The following is a 23,598-nucleotide window of genomic DNA, read 5'->3' on the forward strand; positions in this document are numbered from 1 at the left end:
CGACCGTTGCGCAGTTGGCGCTCTGAGCTCTCAGAACACCCACTGTGCAACGGTCGACGGGGACCGCTGATCGGACGGGACGACGGACCGGGGCGGCTGGCGGCGGCTGGTGATCGGATGAAACGCGTTTCACTCGATCACCGCACGGCGGCTCGACCGTCCCAGGACCCCGCGCACCAGGGTCACGACCAGGCCGGCGGAGACCGCCGCCCACGCGAACACCGCGATGACCATGCCGGCCACCCCGACTCCTTCGACGAGCGGCAGGTGCTCCACCCGGCCCAGCCGCATCGAGGCGACCGCGAACATCCCCAGCGGGAACACGATCGACCACAGCGAGGGGACGTAGCGCAGCGGCACCCGGTGGATCAGATGCCGCCACAGGCCGGCTCCGGCCAGCAGCGGGATCTGCCACAGCGCGAAGCACCAGAAGATCACCACGGTGCCGCCGATCAACCCTCGGGCCGCATCGACCATCGGCACCGGGTCCATCGCGTAGATCCCGGCACCGGCGACCACAGCGATCGCGAGCGCCCCCATCGCCACCCAGTAAGTGGGCTCGAACTGCTGCGGGGTGATGCCGAAGTGCACGATCCGCAGGATCACCAGCACCGCGATCCCCGCGTAGAGGATCGTGCCCACCGACCAGGCCATCACCGTGAGCACTCCGAGCAGATCCGCGTAGGCGGGAGTGGCGGGCTTCAGCCCGGACAGGCCGACGGCGAGGGACTGCGAGGCAACGGACCAGATGAACCAGCTGCCGTTGGTGCGAGCGAGGATCGGCTCACCGTCCCGCCTCATCAGCACCTGCCAGGGCAGCACGTAGCCGAGCACGATCCAGATCGCAGCACCGATCGCGAGCAGGACGACCGAGGCCATGCCCATCCCCACCTGCTGCAGGCCCACGGCGAGGACGCCGGCTGCGGCGACGATGGTGAAGAACCCGAAGGCCGTCTCCGGGTTCCGGGCGTCGGCGCGCATACGGTCGCGGTGCCGTGCCCAGCGCAGGGTGTACAGCGCCGTGAGCACAGCGGCAGCGACCGCTGCGAGGACCAGCAGCACCAGTGCCGCCCCGTCGGCCCCCGCCATCCGCAGCGCGATCGACACGATCCCCGTCGCCATCACCAGGGCGAAGTAGCCCGGAGCGAGCCCGGCGAGCGCCTGTTCGGCACGTACGGCGAGGGGCGGGATGGTCGCAGAGGTGGCGGAGGAGGAGGGCACGCTGCCATTGTGCGACGGGTGCGTCTCCCGCGGTGGCAGTGAGGCGCTCCTCGCACCCGTCCGACCTTGCACCCAGTGCAACTTCGCACCTAGTGTCGTGTGCGGTGGCCGATGCCGCCGGACGAGTGAAGCAGAGGCCCGGGCGATCGGGACGGGGAGGTTCCAGCCATGGGGCGGATGCACGATGGGGCCACGGACGGCACCGACCCCGCACCGCCGGCGGTGAACCCGAACCTCGTGATGGCGGTCCTGCTCGCCGGGGCGTTCGTGATCATCCTCAACCAGACGCTGCTGAACACGGCCCTGCCGGCGTTCATGGTGGAATTCGGCATCACCGCGAACACCGCACAGTGGGTGACCACTCTGTTCATGCTGGTGAACGGCATCATGATCCCGGCCACGGCCTTCCTGATCCAGAAGTTCACCACGCGCACGATGTTCTTCGCCGCGATGGGCATCTTCGCTCTGGGGACGGTCATCTGCGCCATCGCCCCGGCGTACCCGGTGCTGTTGGTCGGCCGGGTGGTTCAGGCCGCGAGCGGCGGGATGATCATGCCGCTGATGCAGACGATTCTGTTCGCGATCTTCCCGATCCATAAGCGCGGCACCGCCATGGGCACCTTCGGGTTGGTGATCTCCTTCGCTCCCGCGATCGGGCCCACCCTGTCCGGCTTCATCGTGGACCACTGGTCGTGGCGCTGGCTGTTCGTGATGATGCTGCCGATCGCGCTCGGCGCCCTGATCTTCGCCCACTTCACCCTCCGCAACGTCACCGAGCGCACGAACCCCCGCCTGGACGTGCTCTCGCTGATCCTGTCCACCTTCGCCTTCGGCGGGCTGCTGTTCGGCTTCAGCAATGCCGGCACGGTGGGCTGGCTGGACGCCCAGGTGCTCGCCCCTCTGATCGTCGGTGCCCTGACGCTGGTGTGGTTCGTGCACCGCCAACTGCGGCTCGAGGAGCCGCTGCTCGAGCTGGGGGTGCTGCGGAACCGCATGTTCACCCTCGGCACGGTGCTGGGCATGCTGGTGTTCATGGCGATGATCGGCGGAATGCTGATGATCCCGCTGTACATGCAGAACATGAGCGACTTCACCGCCATGGAATCCGGGCTGGTGCTGCTTCCGGGCGCGGTCATCATGGGGATCATGTCCCCGGTGACCGGGCGGATCTTCGACCGCTTCGGCGCCTCTGCGCTCGCGATCATCGGGTTCAGCCTGCTGGCGATCACGAGCTTCCTGCTGGCGCTGCTGTCGGTCGAGACCACCTTCGCCTACATCGCGATCGTCAACGCCGTGCGGATGCTGGGCACCGCGATGGTGATCATGCCGGTGACCACGGCCGCACTGAACCAGCTCCCGCAACGGATGATCCCCCACGGCGCCGCCGTGAACAACACCCTGCGGCAGGTCGCGGCCTCCGTCGGCACCGGGGTGCTGGTGACGGTGATGACCGCCGCTGCGAAGGATCCCGAGGTGTACGGCGCGGCCGGTGCGATCCACGGCGTGAACGTGGCGTTCATGGTCGCCGGCGGGATCGCCGCAGCAGGCCTGATCGGCTCCTGCTTCCTGCGCGGCTCCCGCCCGCGGGCCGCGGCCACGGACCACGGATGATCCCCGGCCCGTCGCGCGCGGCGACGGGAGGATTCCGGGACACCGCACCATGGCCCAGGCCATACTGAGCTCAGCGCCGCACACACGCCCCATCTGCCGCCGTGCGGCCTGCGATGCCTGCTGGGTCACCTCTCCAGCTCGCCCGCTGGCCCGGCGCTCCGATCGACCCTAAAGTCGAAGACTGCCTGCGACCTGCGAAACCTTGCTCGGTCGCGAGTAACGTTGTCTCCTCCGGGCCGGCCCGCGCCCCTGCGCAGGGACGCCCGCTCGAACCGATCGAAAGGACCGTGATGGCCGAGGCCGCCATGACCCCTCGCCCCGCAGACTCCCCCGACTCCCGGCGGGACCCGGGCGGTGGACACGGCGAACCGGCCCCCGCATCAGCAGCAGCGAAGCGCTCCCACTCCCCGTCAACTGGCCGGTGTTCGCAGGCACCTCGGCGATCATCGTCGCCTTCGTGCTCTTCGCCGGGATCTGGCCGGATACCGCCGAGACGGTCATCTTCGGCTCCATGGCCTGGGTGGCGAAGAACTTCGGCTGGTACTACGTCCTGACCGCCACCATCGTGGTGGTGTTCGTGCTGATCGTCGCGTTCTCAAAGGTCGGCGGGACGAAGATGGGCCCGGACCATTCGCTGCCGAAGTACAACCTGTTCACCTGGGCCGCGATGCTGTTCGCCGCCGGGATCGGTGTGGACCTGATGTTCTTCGGGATCTCCGGCCCGGCCACGAACTTCCTCACCCCGCCGGATGTTTCGGCCGGGTCCGAAGAGGCGGCCCGGATGGCTCCTCTCTGGACGATCTTCCACTACGGGATCCCCGGCTGGGCGATGTACGCCCTCATGGGCATGGCCTTCGGCCTCTTCGCCTACCGCTACCACCTGCCGCTGTCCATCCGCTCCGCGTTGGCCCCGATCTTCGGCAAGCGGATCCACGGGGGCATCGGCCACGCCGCTGAGATCGGCGCGACCATCGGCACCATCTTCGGCATCTCGGTATCGCTCGGCATCGGCGTGGTGTTCCTGAACTTCGGGCTCTCCTCGCTGTTCGGCGTCCCGAACTCGATCGCCGTACAGGTCGCACTGATGGCACTGGCCGTGTTCATCACCGTCCTGTCCACCGTCTCCGGCGTGGACAAGGGCATCCGCCGGCTGTCCGAGCTGAACGTCGTCCTCGCGATCATCCTCATGCTGTGGGTGGTTTTCTCCGGGAACACGACCCAGCTGCTCAACGCCCTGGTCCAGAACATCGGCGACTTCTTCTCCCGGTTCCCCGGGATGATGATGAACACCTTCGCGTACAATGAGGGCGCGGCGGAGTATCCCGCGGACCAGTGGATGGCCGACTGGACACTGTTCTTCTGGGCCTGGTGGATCGCGTGGGCGCCGTTCGTCAGCCTGTTCCTGGCCCGCATCTCGCGTGGCCGCACCCTGCGCCAGTTCGTGATCGGCGTGCTGCTGATCCCCTTCGCCTTCATCCTGCTGTGGGTCTCGATCTTCGGCAACGCCGCGATGAGCTTCTTCGGCGACGCGGAGTTCCTCGACCTCGCCGTCAACCAGCCCGAGTCCGGGTTCTTCAACCTGCTCGAGCAGTACCCCGGCGCGATCTTCACCGTCTCCCTCGCCCTGATCACCGGGATGTTCTTCTACGTCACCTCCGCGGACTCCGGCTCGCTGGTGATGGCGAACATGACCTCGAAGTCCTCCACCACTGACTCGGACGGCCCGCCCTGGCTGCGCATCGTGTGGGCGGTCATCACGGGCGCTCTGACCCTGGTGATGCTGTTCATCGACGGTGTCTACACGCTGCAGGCCGCGACCGTCATCGTGGGGCTGCCGCTGTCGATCCTCGTCTATCTGGTGATGTTCAGCCTCTGGAAGGTGCTGCGCACCGAGCACATGAACCTCGTCTCCCGCCAGGCGACGCTTCCTGCGCTGCTGACCAGCCGGGTCCGCGAGGCGGAGGGCGGCGAGCGCGGCTCGTGGCGCCAACGCCTCCAGCACCGCATGTCCTATGCCTCTGCCGACCAGGCGACCACTTTCATCGATACCGTGGCCACCCCCGCGGTCGAGGAGGTCGCGGCGGAGCTGAAGAAGCTTGGCGCCGATGTCGTGTGCCACCGCGGTGCGCACCCGGACAGCGGGATCCCCTTCGTGGACCTCGTCGTCTCCTTCCCCGAGGCCGAGGACTTCAAGTACCAGACGTACCCGGTCGCCTTCTCGACGCCCAGCTTCGCGGCGAACCTGGCGGCCGTGCGCGACACCTACTACCGGGTCGAGATCTTCTCGACCCTCGGCTCCCGAGGCCGGGACATCATGGGCTATTCGAAGGATCAGGTCATCGCCGATGTGCTGGACTCCTACGACGCGCACATCATGTACCTGACGATGAGCACCGAGCTCGGCACCGCGACGGGCACCATCCCCGTCACGGCGCCGGACACCTGGGACGACACCGACCAGGTAGATGCCCCCGACGATCTCGAAACCTCCACCACACCCGACACGAAGGAGCGACATGACTGACCCCATCGCCACCCTGTTCATCGACGGAGAGTGGGTGCCCTCCTCCTCGGGCGAGACCCGCACCGTGATCTGCCCCGCCGACCAGAGCGAGGTCGGGGTGGTCTCCGAGGCCACCGCGGCGGACGTCGAGCGCGCGATCCTCGCGGCGCGGCGGGCTTTCGAGGCCCGCGTCTGGGCCGACAAGCCCGCCTCCGAGCGGGGCGACTTCCTGCTGCAGGTCGCCGACGCACTCCAGGAGCGCAAGGCCGAGTTCGCCCGCGCCGAGGCGCTCGACACCGGCAAGCGCCTGGTCGAGGCCGAGGGCGACATGGACGACATCACCGCCTGCTTCCGCTACTTCGGCAAGATCGCGGGCCAGAACCCGGGCCGCCTGATCGATGCCGGAGACGACAGCGTGATCTCCCGCGTGGTCCACGAGCCGATCGGGGTGTGCGGCATGATCACGCCCTGGAACTTCCCGCTGCTGCAGGCCTCGTGGAAGATCGCCCCGGCCCTCGCCGCCGGCAACTCCTTCATCATCAAGCCTGCCGAGCTCACCCCCACACCACCATCCTGATCGTGGACGTGCTGGACAAGCTCGGCCTGCCCGCCGGGGTCGCGAACCTCGTACTGGGTGACGGCGGCGTGGTCGGCGCACCGCTGTCCTCCCACCCGGAGATCGACCTGGTCTCCTTCACCGGTGGTCTGGTCACCGGGCGGAAGATCGCCGAGTCCGCCGCGCACGGAATCAAGAAGGTCGCCCTCGAGCTGGGCGGGAAGAACCCCAACGTGGTGTTCGCCGACGCCGACTACGAGGCCGCCCTCGACAACGCGCTCAACGCCGCCTTCATGGACTCCGGTCTGCTGTGCTCGGCCGGCACGCGCCTGATCCTGCAGGACACCATCGCGGAGCGCTTCGTCGACGATCTCGTGAAGCGCGCCGAGGGCATCGTCATGGGCGGCCCGCTGGACGAGAAGGCGGAGACCGGACCGCTGGTCTCGAAGGAGCACCGCGACAAGGTCACCGACTACGTCAAGCGCGGGATCGAGGCCGGGGCGCGCCTGCGCACCGGCGGGCACTGGGGCGGCCCCGAGCATGAGCAGGGCTTCTTCTACGCCCCGACCATCCTGGACCAGTGCGCCTCCGACAACCCCGCAGTGGTCGAGGAGGGCTTCGGCCCGGTGATCACGGTGGAGACCTTCTCGACCGAGGAGGAGGCCATCGCGATCGCCAACGACACCGAGTACGGCCTGGCCGGCGGTGTGTGGACCTCGGATGCCGGGGTCGCGAACCGGGTCTCGCGGCGCCTGCGCCACGGCACCATCTGGATCAACGACTACCACCCCTACCTCCCGCAGGCGGAGTGGGGCGGTTTCAAGATGTCGGGCGTCGGCCGCGAGCTGGGCCCCACCGGGCTCGAGGAGTACACCGAGGCCAAGCACATCTACGAGAACACCGAGCCGGCCGTCACCGGCTGGTTCCCGCGCAAGGACTGACCTCGCGCCCCTGGGATCGTCCCGTCGCGCACCGCGCCGGGGCGGTCCCTCCCCTCCCTCTTTCCCTCCATCGACAGGAAGCAGCAGACATGTCCGCACAGGACCTCACATCCGAGAGAACCCCTCTCCGAGTTCGATTACATCGTCGTCGGCGGTGGCTCCGCCGGTGCCGTCCTGGCGGCGCGCCTGAGCGAGGACCCGAGCGTCGACGTGGCCCTGCTCGAGGCCGGCCCCTCCGACCTCGAGCACCAGGAGGTGCTGCAGCTCAAGCGCTGGCCCGAGCTGCTGGAATCCGGGCTGGACTGGGACTACCCGATCGAGCCCCAGGAGAACGGCAACTCCTTCATGCGCCACTCCCGCGCGAAGGTGCTGGGTGGCTGCTCGTCCCACAACTCCTGCATCGCCTTCCACCCGCCGGCGGAGGACATGGACCTGTGGGAGCAGCTCGGCGCCGAGGGCTGGAACGCAGAGACGATCATGCCGCTGATCGCCCGGCTCGAGACGAACATGAACCGCTCCGGCGAGGGGCACGGCACCGACGGCCCGGTCCACCTCATGGACGTCCCTGCCGAGGATCCCGTCGGCATCGCGCTGCTGGAGGCCTGCGAGCAGGCCGGCATCCCGAAGGCCACGTTCAACGACTTCGAGACCGTGGTCAACGGCGCGAACTGGTTCCAGGTGAACCGCCAGGCCGACGGCACCCGCGCCTCCTCCTCGGTGTCCTACCTGCACCCGAACCTGGAGCGCGAGAACCTGCACGTCCTGACCGGCCTGCAGGTGATGCGGGTGCTCTTCGACGAGGAGCAGCGGGCCACGGGCGTGGAGTACATCGACAACGTCTTCGACCGCTCCTCGATCATGCATGCCCGCCGCGAGGTGATCCTCTCCGCCGGTGCGATCGACTCCCCCAAGCTGCTGATGCTCTCCGGCATCGGCCCCGCCGAGCACCTGCGCGAGGTGGGCATCGAGGTGCGGGTCGACTCCCCGGTGTCGGCTCGAACCTGCAGGACCACCCGGAGGCGGTCATCTCGTGGGAGTCCACGCAGAAGATGACCCGCGAGACCACCCAGTGGTGGGAGATCGGGATCTTCGCCGCCACCCAGGAGGGCCTGGACCTGCCGGACCTGATGATGCACTACGGCTCGGTGCCCTTCGACATGCACACCCGCCGTCAGGGCTACCCCACCTCGCCGGAGTCCTTCGCACTGACCCCGAACGTCACCCACGCGCGCTCGCGCGGCACGGTGCGCCTGCGCTCGATCGACTACCGCGACAAGCCGAAGGTGGATCCGCGCTACTTCACCGACGAGGAGGGCCATGACATGCGCGTGGCCGTCGCCGGGATCAGGAGGGCCCGCGAGATCGTCGCGCAGTCCGGCATGGACGCGTTCCGCGGCCGGGAGCTGTTCCCCGGTGAGGACGTGCAGACCGATGAGGAGATCGCCGAGTACGTCTCCAAGACCCACAACACCGTCTACCACCCCGCCGGTTCGGTGCGGATGGGCGCGGTGGATGACGACATGTCGCCGCTTGACCCGCAGCTGCGGGTCAAGGGCGTCACGGGCCTGCGCGTGGTCGACGGCTCGGTCATGCCGCAGCTGGTCGCGGTGAACCCCAACATCACCACGATGCTGATCGGTGAGCGCGCCGCGGAGCTGATCCGCGGCGAGCAGTCGGCCTGAGCACGGCCCGGGGCTGCGCGGCCCTCGGCATCCCCAGCACGTGAGCGCGGAGGCGCGGTGCCGGTCCTCGACCGGTGCCGCGCCTCTGTCATGCCGGTTGCGCGACGGGACCCTTCTGGAGCGTCCGGCCGGGACCGTACACTCTGGGATGTGATCACACTCACGCCCCCTCGTGCGGAGGACAGGTTCTCCTCCGTGCTGCACTTCGCGCACGAGAACGCAGCCACCCTCGACGTCGCTGACCTGGCGGCGCAGGCTGGGTACAGCCCTTTCCACTTCACCCGGATCTTCAGCGCCCGCATGGGGATCGGTCCCGGCCAGTACCTCACCGCCCTGCGGATCGACGCGGCGAAGCGGATGCTGCTGGCAGGCGATGATGCAGTGATCGACGTGGCCAGCGCAGTCGGCTTCGACTCGCTCTCGAGCTTCAGCCGCCGTTTCCGCAGCACGGTCGGGGTGGCGCCGGGGCAGCTGCGTCGACTCGCCGACCGGATCAGCGACCGGCGAGGTGGCTCTCGAGCTCGCCGCGAGTGGAGCAGCGGCACGACCGCCGCTGCTCTCGGACCTGCCGAGCCTCTGCCGCCGCTGACTGCGCAGGATCGGACACACCTGCGCGCCCCGCCCGCTCTAGGTTTGGAACACCAGGGCCCCATGGATCCACCGCACCCCAGGAGGAATGATGATTCGCAGCACCGGCACCAGCACCTGGCTCGATCTCAGCATCACCGACACCGACGCGGCGAAGGCCTTCTACGGAGGCTTGTTCGGCTGGGAGTTCGAGGACCTCGGCGAGAGCTTCAATCACTATCACCTGATCCGCAACGGCGACGCCCTGGTGGGCGGGCTGATGAACGTCTCGGGCATGACCTGCCCGGCCGGCGATCCGCTGCCGCCCGAATGGGACGTCTACCTCGCCGTCGACGACGCCGATGCCCGCACCGCGAAGGCCGCGGCGGCCGGCGGCATGGTCATCGTCCCTCCCGATGCGATCAGCGACTCGGGGCGGATGTCGGTGATCCTCGACGCCACCGGCGCATCCATCGGTCTGTGGCAGGCCGGGGACCTCGAGGGCTACGAGTTCACGGGCACGCCCGGCTCGCCGGTGTGGTTCGAGCTGATGACGCACAAGTATGACGAGGCCGTCGCGTTCTACACCGAGGTGTTCGACGCCCAGCTGGTGCCGATGGAGGAGGAGATGTCCGGGCCGGACTTCCGCTACGCGACCAACGGCCCGGGCGAGAGCGCGAGCTGGGGGCTGTGCGACGCGACCGGCATGATGCCCGAGGACGCCACCGGCTGGCGCGTCTACCTGGGCGTGGACTCCAGCGACACAGCGATTGCGCGGGTGGAGGAGCTCGGCGGCAGGGTGCTGGACGGCCCGACGCCCTCCCCTTCGGGACCATCGCCACGATCGCCGATCCCGAGGGCGCGACCTTCCAGATCAGCGCGATGGACGAGGCCGCGCCCGAGGGATGAGCCCACGCTCGCTGAACATGTGATCCCGCCGCCCGTCCCCGCGGCCGGAGACGAAGGGCGGCTCTGCACCACGTGGTGCAGAGCCGTCCTTCGTCTGCAGGGCTCAGCGGGTCGCGTCGACGAGGAGCTTGCCGGACTCCGACCCCTCCATGTTCGCCTCGAAGGCCTGCGCCGCCTCGGCGAGCGGGAAAGTGCGGGCGATCTCGACATGGAGCGCACCGGCCGCGACCTTCTCGAGCAGGCTGCGCAGGCGCACGCCGTCAGGCCGCACCCAGACCCAGTGCCCGCCCGCCTCCTCGACGGAGGGATCGGCGATCGAGACATGCCGGCCACCCGCGGCCAGGACCGCGAGGGTCTCCTCGCGCACCCCGCCCACGAAGTCCGCGACCGCGCTCACGCCGTCGGGCGCGATCTCGCGCGCACCCGCTCGGCCAGACCCTCGCCGTAGGTCACGGGCGTGACGCCGATGGCCTGCAGCTTCTCGTGGTTACGCGGGGAGGCGGTGCCGATCACGGTCGCGCCCCGCTCGCGCGCCAGCTGGGCGGCGAGGTAGCCCACCCCGCCGGACGCGGCATGGATCAGCAGGGTGTCCTCGCCGGACACTGCGAGGGTGTCAAGGCTGCGCAGCGCGGTCAGGCCGGCCAGCGGCAGGCCCGCAGCGGCCTCGAACTCCACGCCGTCCGGGATCTCGGTGACCGAGGTGGCCGGCAGCGCAACGTACTCGGCGAAGGTGCCGCCGTGGATCACGTCCTTGCGCCCGTAGGAGGCGACGCGGTCACCGGGAGTGAACTCGGGGGTGTCGGGGCCGACGGACTCGACCACGCCGGCCACGTCCCAGCCGGGGATGACCGGGAAGACAGCGTCGATGAGGGAGTCCAGGCCGCCGCTCATCACCTTCCAGTCGACGGGGTTCACGGAGGCTCGCTCCACCCGGATCAGCACGTTGCCAGGGCCGACCGTGGGCAGCGGGGCGTCGGTGAGCTCGAGGGTGGAGGGGTCGCCGTATTCGGAGTAGGTCATTGCACGCATGTGGGGGCAACGCATCGCGGCGGCGGTGAATTCCCCGGGCACGGAAGGGCAGGGAGGGCTTTGCCCTCACCCTCCCGGATGACGGCAGATGACGGCATGATTCCCAGATCGCGTCGCCTCCGATCACGAGGGGCTATGTGGGGCCTACAGTGAAAGCCATGCTGTCCGACATCGCGCTCCGTGAGGCGTTCTCCCACTTCCCACAGGGCATGGTCCTGGTCGCCGCCGAGATCGACGGAGTGCGCCACGGGCTGATCGCCTCGACATTCACCGTCGGCGTCTCCCTGGACCCGCCGCTGGTGTCCCTCGCCGTGCAGCACAGCTCGAAGACCTGGCCGGCCCTGCACGAGCACGGCCACCTCGGGGTCACGGTGCTGGGCCGTGCGCAGGCCCCGTTCGCCCGCCAGCTCGCGTCGACGGATCGGGAGCGGCGCTTCGACGGGATCGATGTGACGGTGGATCCGCACGGCGCACTCACCCTGCAGCACGCTCCGGCGTGGATGACAGCGCGGGTGCACGACCAGATGCGGGCAGGGGATCACGACGTGGTGCTGCTCGAGGTGCTCTCGATCGACAGCGAACCCGAGGCCGAGGCGGTCGTGTTCCACCGCAGCCGCTTCAGGGAGCTGGCGCGCGAGGACCCGGCGTCCTGATCTCCCGCGCGCCGGTGCCTCAGTCCGCCGCCGGGCCGGTGCCTGCGAGGCGGATCTGGCCGTACTTCACCGCACCCCAGAAGTCGCCGCGCACGTAGCGCTGCTCGGGGTCCGTCACGAGGTCCCAGGGGCGGCGCACCCCGCGCTCGAGCGCCGCGGCGACCAGCCGGCGCCGAGACTGGCTGCGCAGGACCTCCTGCTCGAGGCTCGCGAGGTCATACCGCGCCTCGAGCGTGGCCCGCATGTGCTGGAGGCGCTCCGCATGCTCGGGATCGGCTGCTACGTTGCGCAACTCCTGAGGGTCGGTGCCCAGGTCGAAGAGCTGATCCGGATCGCCGGGGCAGAGCACCAGCTTGTACCGGCCGCGCACCAGCGTCACCTGGGGTCGCTGTGTGCCCTCGGCAAGGTACTCGATGAGGACGTCACGATCCTCCGGCCCCTCCTGCCCGGCCTGCTCGCGTCGAGCCGACTCGAGCAGGGAGCGGCCGCCGCGGGTGGCCGGCGTCGACGCGGCGAGCCCGCCGCCCTCCTCCGAGGGAAGATCCTGCGTGCCCGAGAGCTCGACCAGGGTGGGCAGCAGATCCAGCAGGGAGACCGGGTTCGCGAACCGTCCACGCGGGACGAGCTCCTCCGGACCGCGGAGGATGAGCGGCACCCGCGCGGACTGCTCATAGGGCGACATCTTGAACCACAGCCCCTTCTCGCCCAGCATGTCGCCGTGGTCGCTGGTGATCAGGACGACGGTGTTCTCAGCGAGGCCGAGGGTCTCCAGGCGCTCCATGATCCGACCCACCTGGTCATCGATGTAGCTCACCGCGGCGTAGTAGGAGCGCCGGGCCCGGCGCACCTCTTCGGCGCTCGGGTCACGCTGATCGAAGCCGCTCATCGCCCGCAACCGGTGGCTGTGGGGATCCTGCGCGGGGTCCGGCACCTCGGGATGTGCGGGGGCGGGGATGTCGACGTCCGCGAAGCGGTCCCAGTGCTCCTGCGGCGGCTCGTACGGATCGTGGGGATGGATGAAGCTGGTGACCATGAGGAAGGGGATGTCCTCCCCCTGCGCCTGGTTCGCCCGCACCCTGTCGTGGAGGTGGCGCAGGCTCTTGAAGGACACCTCGTCGTCGAAGTCCTGCTGGACCGTCGCCTGGGAGACCCCAGCTGAGTAGACGGCGTCGGCGTCGTGGTACCACTGCATGCGGTCGCCCAGCTCGCGTCGCCAGTCCGGGACCATGTCCATGTCCGCCGGGTACACGTCGGTGGTGAGCCGCTGCTCGAAGCCGTGGTGCTGATCGGGGCCGATGAAGTGCATGCGTCCGATGAGGGCGGTGTGGTACCCGGCGGCGCGCAGATGATGGGCGAAGGTCGGCAGGGAGGCGGCGAAGTCGTCGCCGTTGTCGAAGGTGTCGATGTCCGAGGGCATCCGCCCCGTCATCATCGAGGCGCGGGACGGGGCGCACAGCGGGGTGGTGCAGTACGCCCGGTCGAACACGGCGCCCTCGGCCGCCAGGGCGTCCATGTGGGGCGTGCGGGCGGCTGCGTCGCCGTAGGCGCCCAGCGCCTGGGCGGCCATCTGATCGGCTTGGATGATGACGATGTTGGGTCTCATGGAGAGTGTCGCTCCCTTCGGGTCGCGGGGTGGTGGCTCGTGGGGCTCGGCGGGGCCGGGCGCGGTGCGCTCAGCGAGTGGCGGTGGGTTCGGGGCCTCTCCTGCACCGTCGGGGCCCTCGGCCCCGTCGGCCTGGCCGGCGAGATCCGCATCGTCGAGCGAGACGGAGACAGCCTCGATCTCTCCCGTCTCGGGGTTCCAGCCGTCAGCCCACTCTCCGGTCCCGAAGTCGTACCCGACGGGTTCTCCGTCCTCGTCGGTGCGCTGGTACCAGTCGGTGAACTCGCCGTCGGTCGAGTCGACCACGGCGCCGGCACCCTCGCCCGGTTCGGTGCGGACCACCTGCAGGCTGAAGTCGTCGTCGAACCGGTCCACGCCGTCCACGACGGCGTTGTCGATCGCAGCCTCGGCGTACTGCTGGCGCAGCGTGAGGGGTCGCTGCGCAGCTCCCGCAGCCAGGCGACGATGATCAGCAGCATCACCACGGCGAAGGGCACAGCGGTGATGATCACCAGCGACTGCAGCCCCTGCAGCGCGGTCTCCCCGCCTAGCAGCAGCATCACCACGGCGATGCCGCCCATCACCAGGCCCCAGAAGACCACGATCAGCTTCGGCGGGCTCTGGCTGCCCGGTGGTGAGGATGCCCATCACCACGGAGGCGGAGTCCGCAGCGGTGACGAAGAAGATCGCCAGGATGAACATGATCAGGATCGGCAGGAACTCGGCGAAGGGCAGGCTCTCCACCATCGAGAACAGCACCTGGGCCGGGTTCACCGAGTCCATCTCGCCCAGGGAGCCGTCGCGATACATCGAGATCGCGGTGCCGCCCATGATCCCGTAGGCCAGGAACAGCAGCGAGGAGGGGATGAGGATGACTCCGAGCACGAACTGGCGGATGGTCCGGCCGCGGGAGATCCGGGCGATGAAGACGCCCACGAAGGGCGACCACGAGATCCACCAGGCCCAGTAGTACACGGTCCACGCGGACTGGAAGTCGAGGGTGTCCTGGCCCCAGGAGGCCGAGCGCCCCATGAACTCGAGCAGCGAGCTGAGGTACTCCATGACAGCCGAAGGCAGCAGGTTCAGCAGGAACAGGGTGGGGCCCAGGATGAACAGCGCACCGGCGAAGCCGATCGTGAGCACAATGTTGATGTTCGAGAGATAGCGGATGCCGCGGGAGACACCGGAGACCGCCGAGATCACGAAGCCGATCGAGAGCACCGCGATGATCACGATCATCATGGTGTTGGTCAGCTCCGAGGCGCCGGAGACGATCACGAAGCCCTCGCCGATCTGCAGCACGGCGATGCCGAGCGCGGCGGCGGTACCGAACAGGGTCGCGATGATCGCGAAGACGTCCACCAGCTGGCCCGCCCAGCCCTCGGAGTGCTTCTTGCCGAAGAGGCGCTCGAAGATCGAGGACATCAGCAGGGTGCGCCCGCGTCGGTAGGCCGCGTAGGCCACGGCGCCGCCCACCAGGGCGTACATCGCCCAGGCGTGGAAGCCCCAGTGGTAGTAGGTCTGCGCGAGTGCGCCGTGCATGGCCTCGACGGACTCCGCCTCGTTCGTCATCGGCGGCGGGGTGAGGAAGTACGTCAGCGGCTCCGAGGGGCCCCAGAACATCACCCCGATGCCCAGACCGGCGGCGAACAGCATCGCCACCCAGGAGAAGGTGGAGAACTCCGGGGTCTCCCCGTCCTTGCCCAGCGGGATCTTCCCGTACCGGGAGAAGGCCAGGATCAGCAGGGTGACCAGCACCACCGTCGCGACAGCGTTGAAGAGCCAGCCGAGGTTGGTCATGACCCAGGCGTAGGCGACGTCCGCGACCTCGCCGACGCTCGCCGGGTTGAGGATGCCCCAGATCACGAAGGCGACGGCGAGCGCTCCGGCGACGCCGAACACGAACTTGTCGACGCTGTAGCGGCGGCGCTGCTCGTCGATGCCGATCCCCGGCACCAGGGCCGGATGAATGTCATGGGGGTACTGCGGCCGCGAATAGTCGATGCTCGCCAACGGGTTCCCGGGCGGACGACCGCGGGATCCGCTCTTCCCACCCCTCTGCCTGGGGCTGGTGGGATCGTCCTGACTCATCACGGCGTGACTCCGTTCGGGTGGGGAGGTGGAAATGTCCTCGAGCGGCGCCGGTCCTCGGGCGGTGGCGGTCTCAGGCAGCTGCCATATTGCCCTCGTCGCTCCGGTCGCGGCTGCGGCGTGCGAGCTGCAGAGCGACGACGAGCAGCGCGAGCGCTATGCCGACGATCGAGATGATGATCGAGGGGTAGACCATCAGCACACCGCCGACGATCAGCACGGCGCGTTCGAGCCTGGTCGCGTCGCCGAAGAGGTACCCGGCCAGGCCGCTCGCTATGGCGACCATACCCAAGATCACGGTGACCAGCGCCGGGATCAGATCGCCCACGGGCCCCTCGAGCAGCAGCGCCGGCTCGAGGACGAACACGAACGGGATGAGGAAGCCGGCGATCGCAAGCCGCAGCGCGGTCACGCCCGTCTTCATCGGGTTGGAGCCGGCGATGCCGGAACCGGCGTAGGCGGCCAGGCAGACCGGCGGGGTGACGTCCGCAAGGATGCCGAAGAAGAACACGAACATGTGCGCCGCGATGACCGGGACGTCGAAGTTGTTGATCAGGATCGGTGCCGCGACGGTCGCGGTGACCACGTAGTTCGCGGTGGTCGGCAAGCCCATGCCCAGGATCAGGCAGACGATCATCGTCATCAGCAGCACCAGCAGGAAGTTGCCCTGGGCGATGTCGATGACGGCGTTGCCGAGGCGCCCGCCCAGGCCCGTGCCGGTGACGGTGCCCGCCACGATGCCCGCCGTCGCACAGGCCGCGATGACGGGGAGGGCGGTGCGCGCGCCGGCCTCGAGGGTCTGGATGATGCCGAGCGGCGAGAGCCGGGTGGACTTGCGCAGCAGGCTGAGCGCGAAGGCGACCGCGATGCCCCACAGCGCGGCGCGGGCGGGCGAGAAGCCCGAGAGCATCATGGACACGATGACCACCAGCGGCAGCAGCAGGTCCAGTCGCATCAGCAGGCTCTTCCAGCTGGGCAGCTGCGAGGAGGGGATGCCCGCGACCCGCATCCGCTTCGCCTCGAAGTGCACCGAGAGGAACACGCCCAAGAAGTAGAGCACCGCGGGGATGATCGCGATGATGATGATCTCGTTGTACGGGATACCCGTGTACTCGGCCATGATGAACGCGGCAGCGCCCATGATCGGGGGCATGATCTGCCCGCCGGTGGAGGCGGTGGCCTCGGTGGCGCCCGCGAAGTGGGGCCGGAACCCGGCCTTCTTCATCAGCGGGATCGTGAAGGAGCCCGAGGCCACGGTGTTCGCCACCGAGGAGCCGGAGATCATGCCCTGCAGGCCCGACGCCGCGACGGCGGCCTTGGCGGGACCACCGGTGAAACGGCCGGTGAGCCGGAACGCGAGGTCATTGAAGAGCGTGCCGATGTTGGTGCGAATCAGCACCACCGCGAACAGCAGGAACAGGAAGATGAAGGTCGAGGACACCTGGATCGGGGTGCCGAAGATCCCGGCCCGGGACGTGAAGTAGGTGCCCACCGCGTAGTTCTGCCAGGACTGGCCGACGATCAGCGTCGAGTAGCCGATCGCGAGCATGGCGATCACCACGATCGGCAGCCCCACGCAGCGCCGGGTCGCCTCGAGGGTGAGCAGGATGCCGAGCGTCGCGACGACGTAGTCGATCGTGTCGAAGCCCAGGATCTGAACGAGGTTGCTGGTCAGATGCGAGTACCGGACCACGATGTAGAGGTTCACCGCGAGGGCGACCACCGCGAGCACGGCATCCCACCAGGGGATCCCGATCTTCCCGCCGCGGCGCTCGATCCGCTTCCCCGCGGGATAGAGCAGGAAGATGAGCGATGCCGCCGCGCCGAGATGGATCGCGCCCTGGATCAGGGATGGGCGCGATCCGAAGATGCCGGTGTAGAGGTGAAACAGGGTGAGGGCGACCGACAGGCCGCCCACCACCCGTGCCCACAGGCCGAGCTTCGTGCGATACCGGCTGGCCGTGTCGTGTTCGCGCAGCACCTCCGCGGCCTGAGCCTCGGCCTCGAGCTGCGTCTCCTCGTCGACCCCGAGTGCTGAGGCCCCTGGAGTGTCCTCGTGGTCCTTGGTGCTCATCTCAGAGGAGTCCCTCTTCCTGGTAGTACTTCTCGGCGCCCGGGTGCAGCGGCACATCGCCCTGGCCCGAGAGCGCGAAGTCGTGGCCGATCAGCGCGCCCTGCGCCAGGGTGATCTGGTCGGAGTGCTCGAACGTCGCTTTGGTGATCTCGTACGCGAGGTCCGGGCTGACCTGAGTGGTCGACGCGACCAGCGCCGCGGCGACCGACAGCGTGATCACCGGCTCCTCGAGGAATTCATAGGAATCGGGCTCGATCGTGTAGACGTCGAAGAGGCTCTCCCCGGCGACCTGCTCGGCCTTGTCCTGATCGAGCGAGACCAGGGCGACCTCATTGGTCGCGGCGAGATCTCCCAGGGCGCCGGTGGGGGTGCCGACCACGAACACCGAGGCGTCGATGTTGTTGTCGCGCAGCAGGTCCAGCGAGCTGGAGAAGTCCTGTTCGAAGGGCTCGTAATCGCCCTCGGCGATGTCGTAGGCGGCGAGGATGGCGTCGGAGACCGCACGGGTGCCCGAGCCGACGTCGCCCACGGCGATGCGCTTGCCGGCGAGGTCGGCTGGGCTCTCGATGCCGCTCCCGGCGAGGGTGACGATGTGCGCGGCCTCGGGGTAGAGACCTGCGATCCAGCCGAGGTTGTCGACCTGGGCGCCCTCGAACTCGCCGGAGCCGGCCACCGCGGAGGCCGCGGTGTCGGACTGGACGATGCCGAGCTGCCACTCCTGCTGGAAGATCTTGCCGATGTTCTCCACCGAGGCACCGGAGTCGGTGTAGGTGACGGTGACGCCATCGATGTTGCCCTCGTAGATGGCCGCGTACTCGCCGCCCAGCGGGTAGTACACACCGCCGGTGCCACCGGTGCCGAAGGTGAGGTCGGTGACGAAGTCGCCCTCGCCCCCGCCCTCGCCGCCTCCACCGCCGCTGTCATCGCCGCAAGCGGCCAGCAGGCCCAGGGCCGCCAGCGGGCCCAGCGTCGCGAATGTCCGTCGTCGAATGTTCATGTGTGCTCCTCAGCAGTGCGATCGTGCGCGGTCGGATGCTCCGGAACAGGCCGTGGGCGCCGATGCCGACGGGTCCGAGAGATGGGTGCCCCCATCACAGCACACCGGTGCCGGTTCCTCACCGCGATGTGGACATCTGGAGCACAACAGTGCGATAACGGTCGAGGCTGGGCGCCGCTCGCCCGGTGACGGGCTCAGAGCTCGCGGACCTGCCCTGCCTCGACGTGCCAGCGGCGGTCGGTGGGGACCGTCTCGAGCATCCGCCGGTCGTGGGTGACCAGCAGCAGGGTGCCGTCGTAGGTCTCGAGCGCCTGCTCGAGCTGCTCGATCGCTGGCAGATCGAGATGGTTCGTCGGCTCGTCCAGGACCAGCAGGTTCACCCCGCGGGCCTGCAGCAGCGCGAGGGCGGCCCGGGTGCGCTCCCCGGTGACAGTTCTGCTGCGGCGCGAGCGACGTGATCGGCCCTAGTCCGAACTTCGCCAGCAGCGTGCGCACCTCGGCCGGGGACAGCTCGGGCAGCTGGGCCTCGACGGCGCCGGCGAGCGGCACCTGCCCGGTGAACAGCGAGCGTGCCTGGTCGATCTCGCCGATCCGCACGCTCGCCCCGAGCGCGGCCGTGCCCTCGTCGACCCTGCGCCGGCCGAGCAGCGCGCCCAGGAGCGTGGACTTGCCGGCCCCGTTCGGTCCGGTGATGCCGATCCTCTCCCCTGCGTTCACCTGGATGCTGACCGGGCCGAGCGTGAACCGGCCCTGGCGCACCACGGCATCCGAGAGCGTCGCGACCACGGTGCCGGAGCGCGGCGCGCCGCCGATCGTGAACTGCAGCTGCCACTCCTTGCGCGGCTCCTCGACCTCGTCGAGGCGTGCGATCCGGCTCTCCATCTGGCGCACCTTGCGCGCCTGCTTCTCACTGGACTCGCTCTGCGCCCGGCGGCGGATCTTGTCATTGTCCGGGGACTTGCGCATCGCGTTGCGCACGCCCTGGCTGGACCATTCCCGCTGGGTGCGGGCCCGGGAGACGAGGTCCGCCTTGGCCGCGGCGAAGTCCTCGTACTGCTCCCGGGCGTGGCGGCGCACGGTGGCCCGCTCCTCGAGGTAGGCCTCGTAGCCTCCGCCGTAGAGCCGATGGGAGTGCTGGGCGAGGTCGAGCTCGAGCACGCCGGTGACGCAGCGGGCGAGGAACTCGCGGTCGTGGCTGACCAGCACGACTCCTCCGCGCAGGCCCTGCACGAAGCGCTCCAGCCGCTCGAGACCGTCGAGGTCGAGGTCGTTGGTGGGCTCGTCCAGCAGCACCAGGTCGAAGCGGGACAGCAGCAGCGCGGCCAGCCCCACCCGGGCGGCCTGCCCACCGGACAGGGCCGTCATCATGGTCCCCTCGAGTTCGCGTGCTGCGACGCGGAGGCCGAGGTCCGCCAGCACCGCCGGGATCCGCTCCTCGAGGTCGGCGGCGCCGCTCGCGAGCCAGCGCTCCAGTGCGGCGGCGTAGACATCGTCCGGATCGGGCCCGCCGCGCGGCGCGCGTGGCCGCGCGCGCGGCGGCGGCCGCGCCCATCTCGGCGGTGGCCTGCGCGCAGCCGGTGCGGCGCGCGATGTAGTCGGCGACGGTCTCGCCGGTCCGACGTTCATGCTCCTGCGGGAGCCAGCCCACGAAGGCGTCCGACGGGGAGAGGGAGACCGTCCCCGCGGGAGGGTCCTCAGCCCCAGCGAGCAGTCCCAGCAGAGTCGACTTGCCGGCACCGTTGGCACCCACCACGCCGATGACGTCGCCGGGGGCGACGGTGAGGTCGAGATCGTCGAACAGGATGCGGTGGCCGTGCCCACCGGACAGGCCGTGGGCGACGAGAGTGGCGGTCATCCCAGGATTCTCCCACTGCGAGGACGAGCCTCCGCCCACCGCAGGCGCCTCCCGCTGCCCGTTGTCTCATGGCCCACTGTCACGCCCGGAGTCGGCCCGTGACGGTGTGCGACGTGGCCCTGGCCCGAGCAAATTCCGCGACCTACTGTCGCCCCTACCTTCCGTAAGCGACAACCAAAGGACTGCTATGACCACCGTTGCCGAGCTCCGCGACCGTTTCGCCCCGCTCTTCGAGACCATCGCCGCAGGCGCCCCTCACCCGTGAGCGGGACCGTTCCCTGCCGGAGCCCGAGGTGCGCGCCCTGGCCGAGGCAGGCTTCGGGCTCGTGCGCCTGCCTGTCGAGGCAGGCGGCCTGGGCGCTTCCATCCCGCAGCTGACCGCGCTGCTGATCGATCTGGCGGCCGCAGATTCGAACCTCCCGCAGATCTGGCGCGGCCACATCGCATTCGTCGAGGACCTCCTGGTCACCCCGCACACCGAGTTCCGGGACCGGTGGCTGCGGAAGATCGCCGACGGCGCCGTGATCGGCAACGCCTGGTCCGAGATCGGGTCTGTGGAGCGTGGCGCCTTCGGCACGCGGCTGCACATCGACGGCGAGCACGCCGAGGTGACGGGGCAGAAGTTCTACACCACCGGTTCCCTCTTCGCCGACTACTCCGACACCCTGGTCGAGGCGGCCGACGGCACTCAGCACATCGCTGTGGTCCCCCTGGCGCAGCCCGGGGTGAGCCGCAGCGATGACTGGGACGGCTTCGGGCAGAAGCTGACCGGCACGGGCACGATCGTCTACGACCAGGCCCGCCTCGAAGCGCGGGACGTCATCCCCTTCGCCGATCGTTTCGCGTACCAGACCGCTGTCTACCAGCTGGTGCTGCTCGCGGTGCACGCCGGGATCGCGGAGGCCGTCAAGGCCGACGCCATCTCGGCCGTGGCCGCTCGCACCCGCACCTACAGCCACGGCAACGCCGATCGGGTCCGTGAGGATCCGCAGATCCTTCAGGTGGTCGGGGAGATCGCTGCGGTCTCCTCGACGGCCGTGGCCTCGGCGGGCCAGGTCGCGGAGGCGGTCCAGGCCGCCTATGAGGCCGTGAGCGCCGGCGAGGAGGATGCCGAGGCCGCGGTGGTGGCGGCGGAGCTCGCCTCCGCCCGGGCCCAGATCATCACCTCGCGCCTCGTGCCCGAGGCGGCGACGCGCCTGTTCGATGCCCTCGGCGCGTCGGCAGTGCGGGAGACATCGGCGTTGGATCGGCACTGGCGCAACGCCCGCACCGTCGCCTCCCACAACCCGTGGGTGTACAAGGCCCGCGAGATCGGGGCCTGGGAGGTCAACGGCACGCCGCCGGGGTTCCAGTGGGCGATCGGCACCGTCACGACCCCTGCTCAGCAGGCAGCCGACGACGCCCCGGCGGTGCCCGTCGGCGCGTGAGCGCTGCCCGGTGGAGAGCGGGCCGGGCGGGGCTCAGCCCTGCTCGGCGCCCTGCTCGGCGCTCACCCGCAGCGTCGCTGCATGGTCGCTGATCGTGCGGGCCAGGTCGATGTCACGGCTGGTGATGCCGCCGACGTCGTGGCTCGAGAGGGTCACCGTGACCTGCGGGTAGGTCAGGGTCAGGTCGGGGTGGTGGTTCGCCTCCTCGGCGGAGGCGCCGATGCGGTTGACGAGCTCGAGGCCGGTGGCGAAGTCCGCGGTGGCGAAACGTGCGGTGAGGGTCCCGCCGTCCTGTCGCCAGTCGGCGAGCGCGGCCGCAGAGATCTCGGAGGCGGTCAGGGTCTGCTTCGGATCTGCCATGGCCCCATGGTGCCCCCGTGGCCGCCCCGCGGCTACCCCTCGGAGGTCCCGGTATCGCGTGCGCAGATGAACTGGGTCTTGGCCTGCACGTAGGCGAGCCGGTCCTCGGGATGCTCGAGCGCCAGGCCTCGTTTCAGCTGTCCGTACCCGTCCCGTTCCGCAGGATGTGTGCGGAGGTGGTCACGGAAGGTGAGGTAGCGCTGCCACTGCCCGCAGCCGTGGTCGAGGACGTGCACGTTGACCAAGCGCACCCCGGGCTGCAGCTCGAGGGCGTACATCCGGTCGGGGCGGTTCCCGTCGGCCTCGCCGCGGTAGAGGTGGCCGGCGTGCATCAGCCACTCGTGCAGCGGTTCCGGCGCGGAGCCGGGCTGCTGGCCGATGGCCACGTCCAGGATCGCCTTGGCGGGCAGCCCGGGCACGGCGGTGGAGCCGATGTGCTCGATCGCGAGCGCCTCGGCCGGGCGGGTGGGGGCGAGGGCTGCGGCGAAACCGTCGAAAGCCTCTGCCCAGCGGGGCGAGGACTCCGCGAGCACGACCAGGCCGCGGCGCACACCGAGGTCGGCATCGCGCAGCGCGGCGGCGAGGGACGGGTCCATCGGCGCGGCGTGCTCGCTGCGCCGGAGAGGAACACCCATGACAGCCCTCCCCATTCCCCTGATCACCGTTCCACCAGCCCCGATGCTGCTCACGGGTGCCGGTGCGACTATAGGCGGCGAGCCCTCCAGATTAGGGTAATGATCGCGAGCTGGACCACGAGCAGCACCGCCCCGACCACCACCGCGCCCCACCCCATGGTGACACCGGCCTGCAGGGTGCCGATCCCGCTCGCGACCGGATAGAACAGCGGCCACAGGACCACTAGGTTGCGCACGAGGGCGAACACCACGGCGAAGGCGAGCGCGAAGGCACCGAACCCGAGCGCCGCGGGCAGGGGCACGCTGCCGACGTGCTGGAGCGCGAACCCGGCACCGACGAGGACGATGGCCGGCAGCCAGCCGAAGGCGCGCTCCCAGCGCAGGTAGAGCCATCCGAAGACGAACAGCGGCTCCCACAGCACCATCAGGTTCCCCAGCAAATGCGGCAGCACCGGCACGCCCTGCTCGGCGGCGAGCGCGAACAGCTGGAAGGCGGAGCCTGCGCCGAGCACCACGGAGACCAGGAGCGACAGGAGCAGGAACCGGCGCGTGATGCCGAGCCCGGCAAGTCCCTCGCGCCGATGTCGCAGCACGGTGTACGCGGGCACGACGGTGCCCAGCACGAGGATGCCGCCGTAGAGGAAGGCGACATGGATCGTGCTGCCCGCCCAGTAGCAGGCCCAGAAGCCCAGGAGGGTGGCCAGGGCGATGAGGGTGTCGGAGCCCGGCGCCCATGTCACCGCGCGGCGGGGACGTGCGCGGTCCGCGCCGGTCGGGGGCGTCGGTGCGGCTGCTGCGCTCGAGAGGGCGGGCATGGGGCCATCCTCCACCCAGCAGGCCGGGCACGTCCGGAAAAGCACGGAATCCGCACGGTGCGGCACACT

At 69.5% G+C, this 23,598-nt stretch carries 13 protein-coding genes and 6 pseudogenes; 8 read left to right on the top strand and 11 right to left on the bottom strand.

What is annotated here, in order from left to right; genetic code table 11:
- Positions 1-129: 129 nt before the first annotated feature.
- Positions 130-1,221: a tellurite resistance/C4-dicarboxylate transporter family protein gene (locus H3H54_RS13185; RefSeq protein WP_262424222.1), complete on the bottom strand. Its 1,092-nt coding sequence runs from the start codon at positions 1,219-1,221 to the stop codon at positions 130-132.
- Positions 1,222-1,389: 168 nt separating this feature from the next.
- Here H3H54_RS13185 and H3H54_RS13190 point away from each other — a divergent pair, with 168 nt between their 5' ends.
- The 6 genes and pseudogenes from H3H54_RS13190 to H3H54_RS19690 form a co-directional block, all read left to right on the top strand.
- Positions 1,390-2,832 carry an MDR family MFS transporter gene (locus H3H54_RS13190; protein WP_262424223.1) on the top strand — a complete coding sequence of 481 codons (1,443 nt, stop codon included), beginning with the start codon at positions 1,390-1,392 and terminating at the stop codon, positions 2,830-2,832.
- Positions 2,833-3,253: 421 nt separating this feature from the next.
- Positions 3,254-5,356 carry a choline BCCT transporter BetT gene (gene betT / locus H3H54_RS13195; RefSeq protein ID WP_262424224.1) on the top strand — a complete coding sequence of 701 codons (2,103 nt, stop codon included), beginning with the start codon at positions 3,254-3,256 and terminating at the stop codon, positions 5,354-5,356.
- Positions 5,349-6,832, top strand: a pseudogene (locus H3H54_RS13200) (aldehyde dehydrogenase family protein). Before betT ends, H3H54_RS13200 begins: the two are co-directional and overlap by 8 nt.
- 141 nt (positions 6,833-6,973) lie before the next feature.
- Positions 6,974-8,514, top strand: a pseudogene (locus H3H54_RS13205) (GMC family oxidoreductase).
- A gap of 90 nt (positions 8,515-8,604) precedes the next feature.
- Positions 8,605-9,648 carry a helix-turn-helix transcriptional regulator gene (locus H3H54_RS13210; RefSeq protein ID WP_262424225.1) on the top strand — a complete coding sequence of 348 codons (1,044 nt, stop codon included), beginning with the start codon at positions 8,605-8,607 and terminating at the stop codon, positions 9,646-9,648.
- Positions 9,632-9,853 (top strand): annotated as a pseudogene (locus H3H54_RS19690) (VOC family protein); the annotation flags it as partial. The gene H3H54_RS13210 and the pseudogene H3H54_RS19690, both read left to right, overlap by 17 nt.
- A gap of 240 nt (positions 9,854-10,093) precedes the next feature.
- On the opposite strand, the pseudogene H3H54_RS13215 reads toward H3H54_RS19690, so the two are convergent.
- Positions 10,094-11,019, bottom strand: a pseudogene (locus H3H54_RS13215) (NADP-dependent oxidoreductase).
- Positions 11,020-11,177: 158 nt separating this feature from the next.
- Between H3H54_RS13215 and H3H54_RS13220 the strand changes: the two are divergent.
- Positions 11,178-11,672, top strand: coding sequence for a flavin reductase family protein (locus H3H54_RS13220; protein WP_262424226.1), 495 nt, complete (start codon positions 11,178-11,180; stop codon positions 11,670-11,672).
- Between the two features lie 19 nt (positions 11,673-11,691).
- On the opposite strand, the gene betC is transcribed toward H3H54_RS13220, so the two are convergent.
- From betC to H3H54_RS19050, 6 genes and pseudogenes are all read right to left on the bottom strand, one after another.
- Positions 11,692-13,275 carry a choline-sulfatase gene (gene betC / locus H3H54_RS13225; RefSeq protein WP_262426481.1) on the bottom strand — a complete coding sequence of 528 codons (1,584 nt, stop codon included), beginning with the start codon at positions 13,273-13,275 and terminating at the stop codon, positions 11,692-11,694.
- Complete coding sequence (locus tag H3H54_RS13230) at positions 13,272-13,856, bottom strand: BCCT family transporter (RefSeq protein WP_262426482.1); 585 nt, start codon at positions 13,854-13,856, stop codon at positions 13,272-13,274. The genes betC and H3H54_RS13230 overlap by 4 nt, the downstream gene beginning before the upstream one ends.
- 34 nt (positions 13,857-13,890) lie before the next feature.
- Positions 13,891-15,366, bottom strand: a pseudogene (locus H3H54_RS13235) (BCCT family transporter); the annotation flags it as partial.
- Between the two features lie 73 nt (positions 15,367-15,439).
- Positions 15,440-17,440: a TRAP transporter permease gene (locus H3H54_RS13240; RefSeq protein ID WP_262424227.1), complete on the bottom strand. Its 2,001-nt coding sequence runs from the start codon at positions 17,438-17,440 to the stop codon at positions 15,440-15,442.
- Between the two features lies 1 nt (position 17,441).
- Positions 17,442-18,437, bottom strand: a complete 996-nt coding sequence (locus H3H54_RS13245; protein WP_262424228.1) for a TAXI family TRAP transporter solute-binding subunit — start codon at positions 18,435-18,437, stop codon at positions 17,442-17,444.
- A 194-nt stretch (positions 18,438-18,631) separates the two neighbouring features.
- Positions 18,632-20,292 (bottom strand): annotated as a pseudogene (locus H3H54_RS19050) (ABC-F family ATP-binding cassette domain-containing protein).
- A gap of 197 nt (positions 20,293-20,489) precedes the next feature.
- Here H3H54_RS19050 and H3H54_RS13260 point away from each other — a divergent pair.
- The gene (locus H3H54_RS13260) at positions 20,490-21,719 is read left to right on the top strand and encodes an acyl-CoA dehydrogenase family protein (protein WP_316249033.1); all 1,230 of its coding nucleotides are present in this window, start codon (positions 20,490-20,492) and stop codon (positions 21,717-21,719) included.
- A gap of 33 nt (positions 21,720-21,752) precedes the next feature.
- Here H3H54_RS13260 and H3H54_RS13265 read toward each other — a convergent pair whose 3' ends face one another.
- From H3H54_RS13265 to H3H54_RS13275, 3 genes are all read right to left on the bottom strand, one after another.
- Positions 21,753-22,079, bottom strand: coding sequence for a 4a-hydroxytetrahydrobiopterin dehydratase (locus H3H54_RS13265; RefSeq protein WP_262424229.1), 327 nt, complete (start codon positions 22,077-22,079; stop codon positions 21,753-21,755).
- A 32-nt stretch (positions 22,080-22,111) separates the two neighbouring features.
- Positions 22,112-22,714, bottom strand: a complete 603-nt coding sequence (locus H3H54_RS13270; RefSeq protein WP_262424230.1) for a GrpB family protein — start codon at positions 22,712-22,714, stop codon at positions 22,112-22,114.
- Positions 22,715-22,782: 68 nt separating this feature from the next.
- Entirely contained in the window at positions 22,783-23,529 is a 747-nt protein-coding gene (locus H3H54_RS13275; RefSeq protein ID WP_262424231.1) for a hypothetical protein, read from the bottom strand.
- Positions 23,530-23,598: the final 69 nt, after the last annotated feature.

The organism is Brachybacterium sp. Z12, from assembly GCF_014400405.1.
In the GTDB taxonomy this organism is placed as follows: Bacteria; Actinomycetota; Actinomycetes; order Actinomycetales; family Dermabacteraceae; genus Brachybacterium.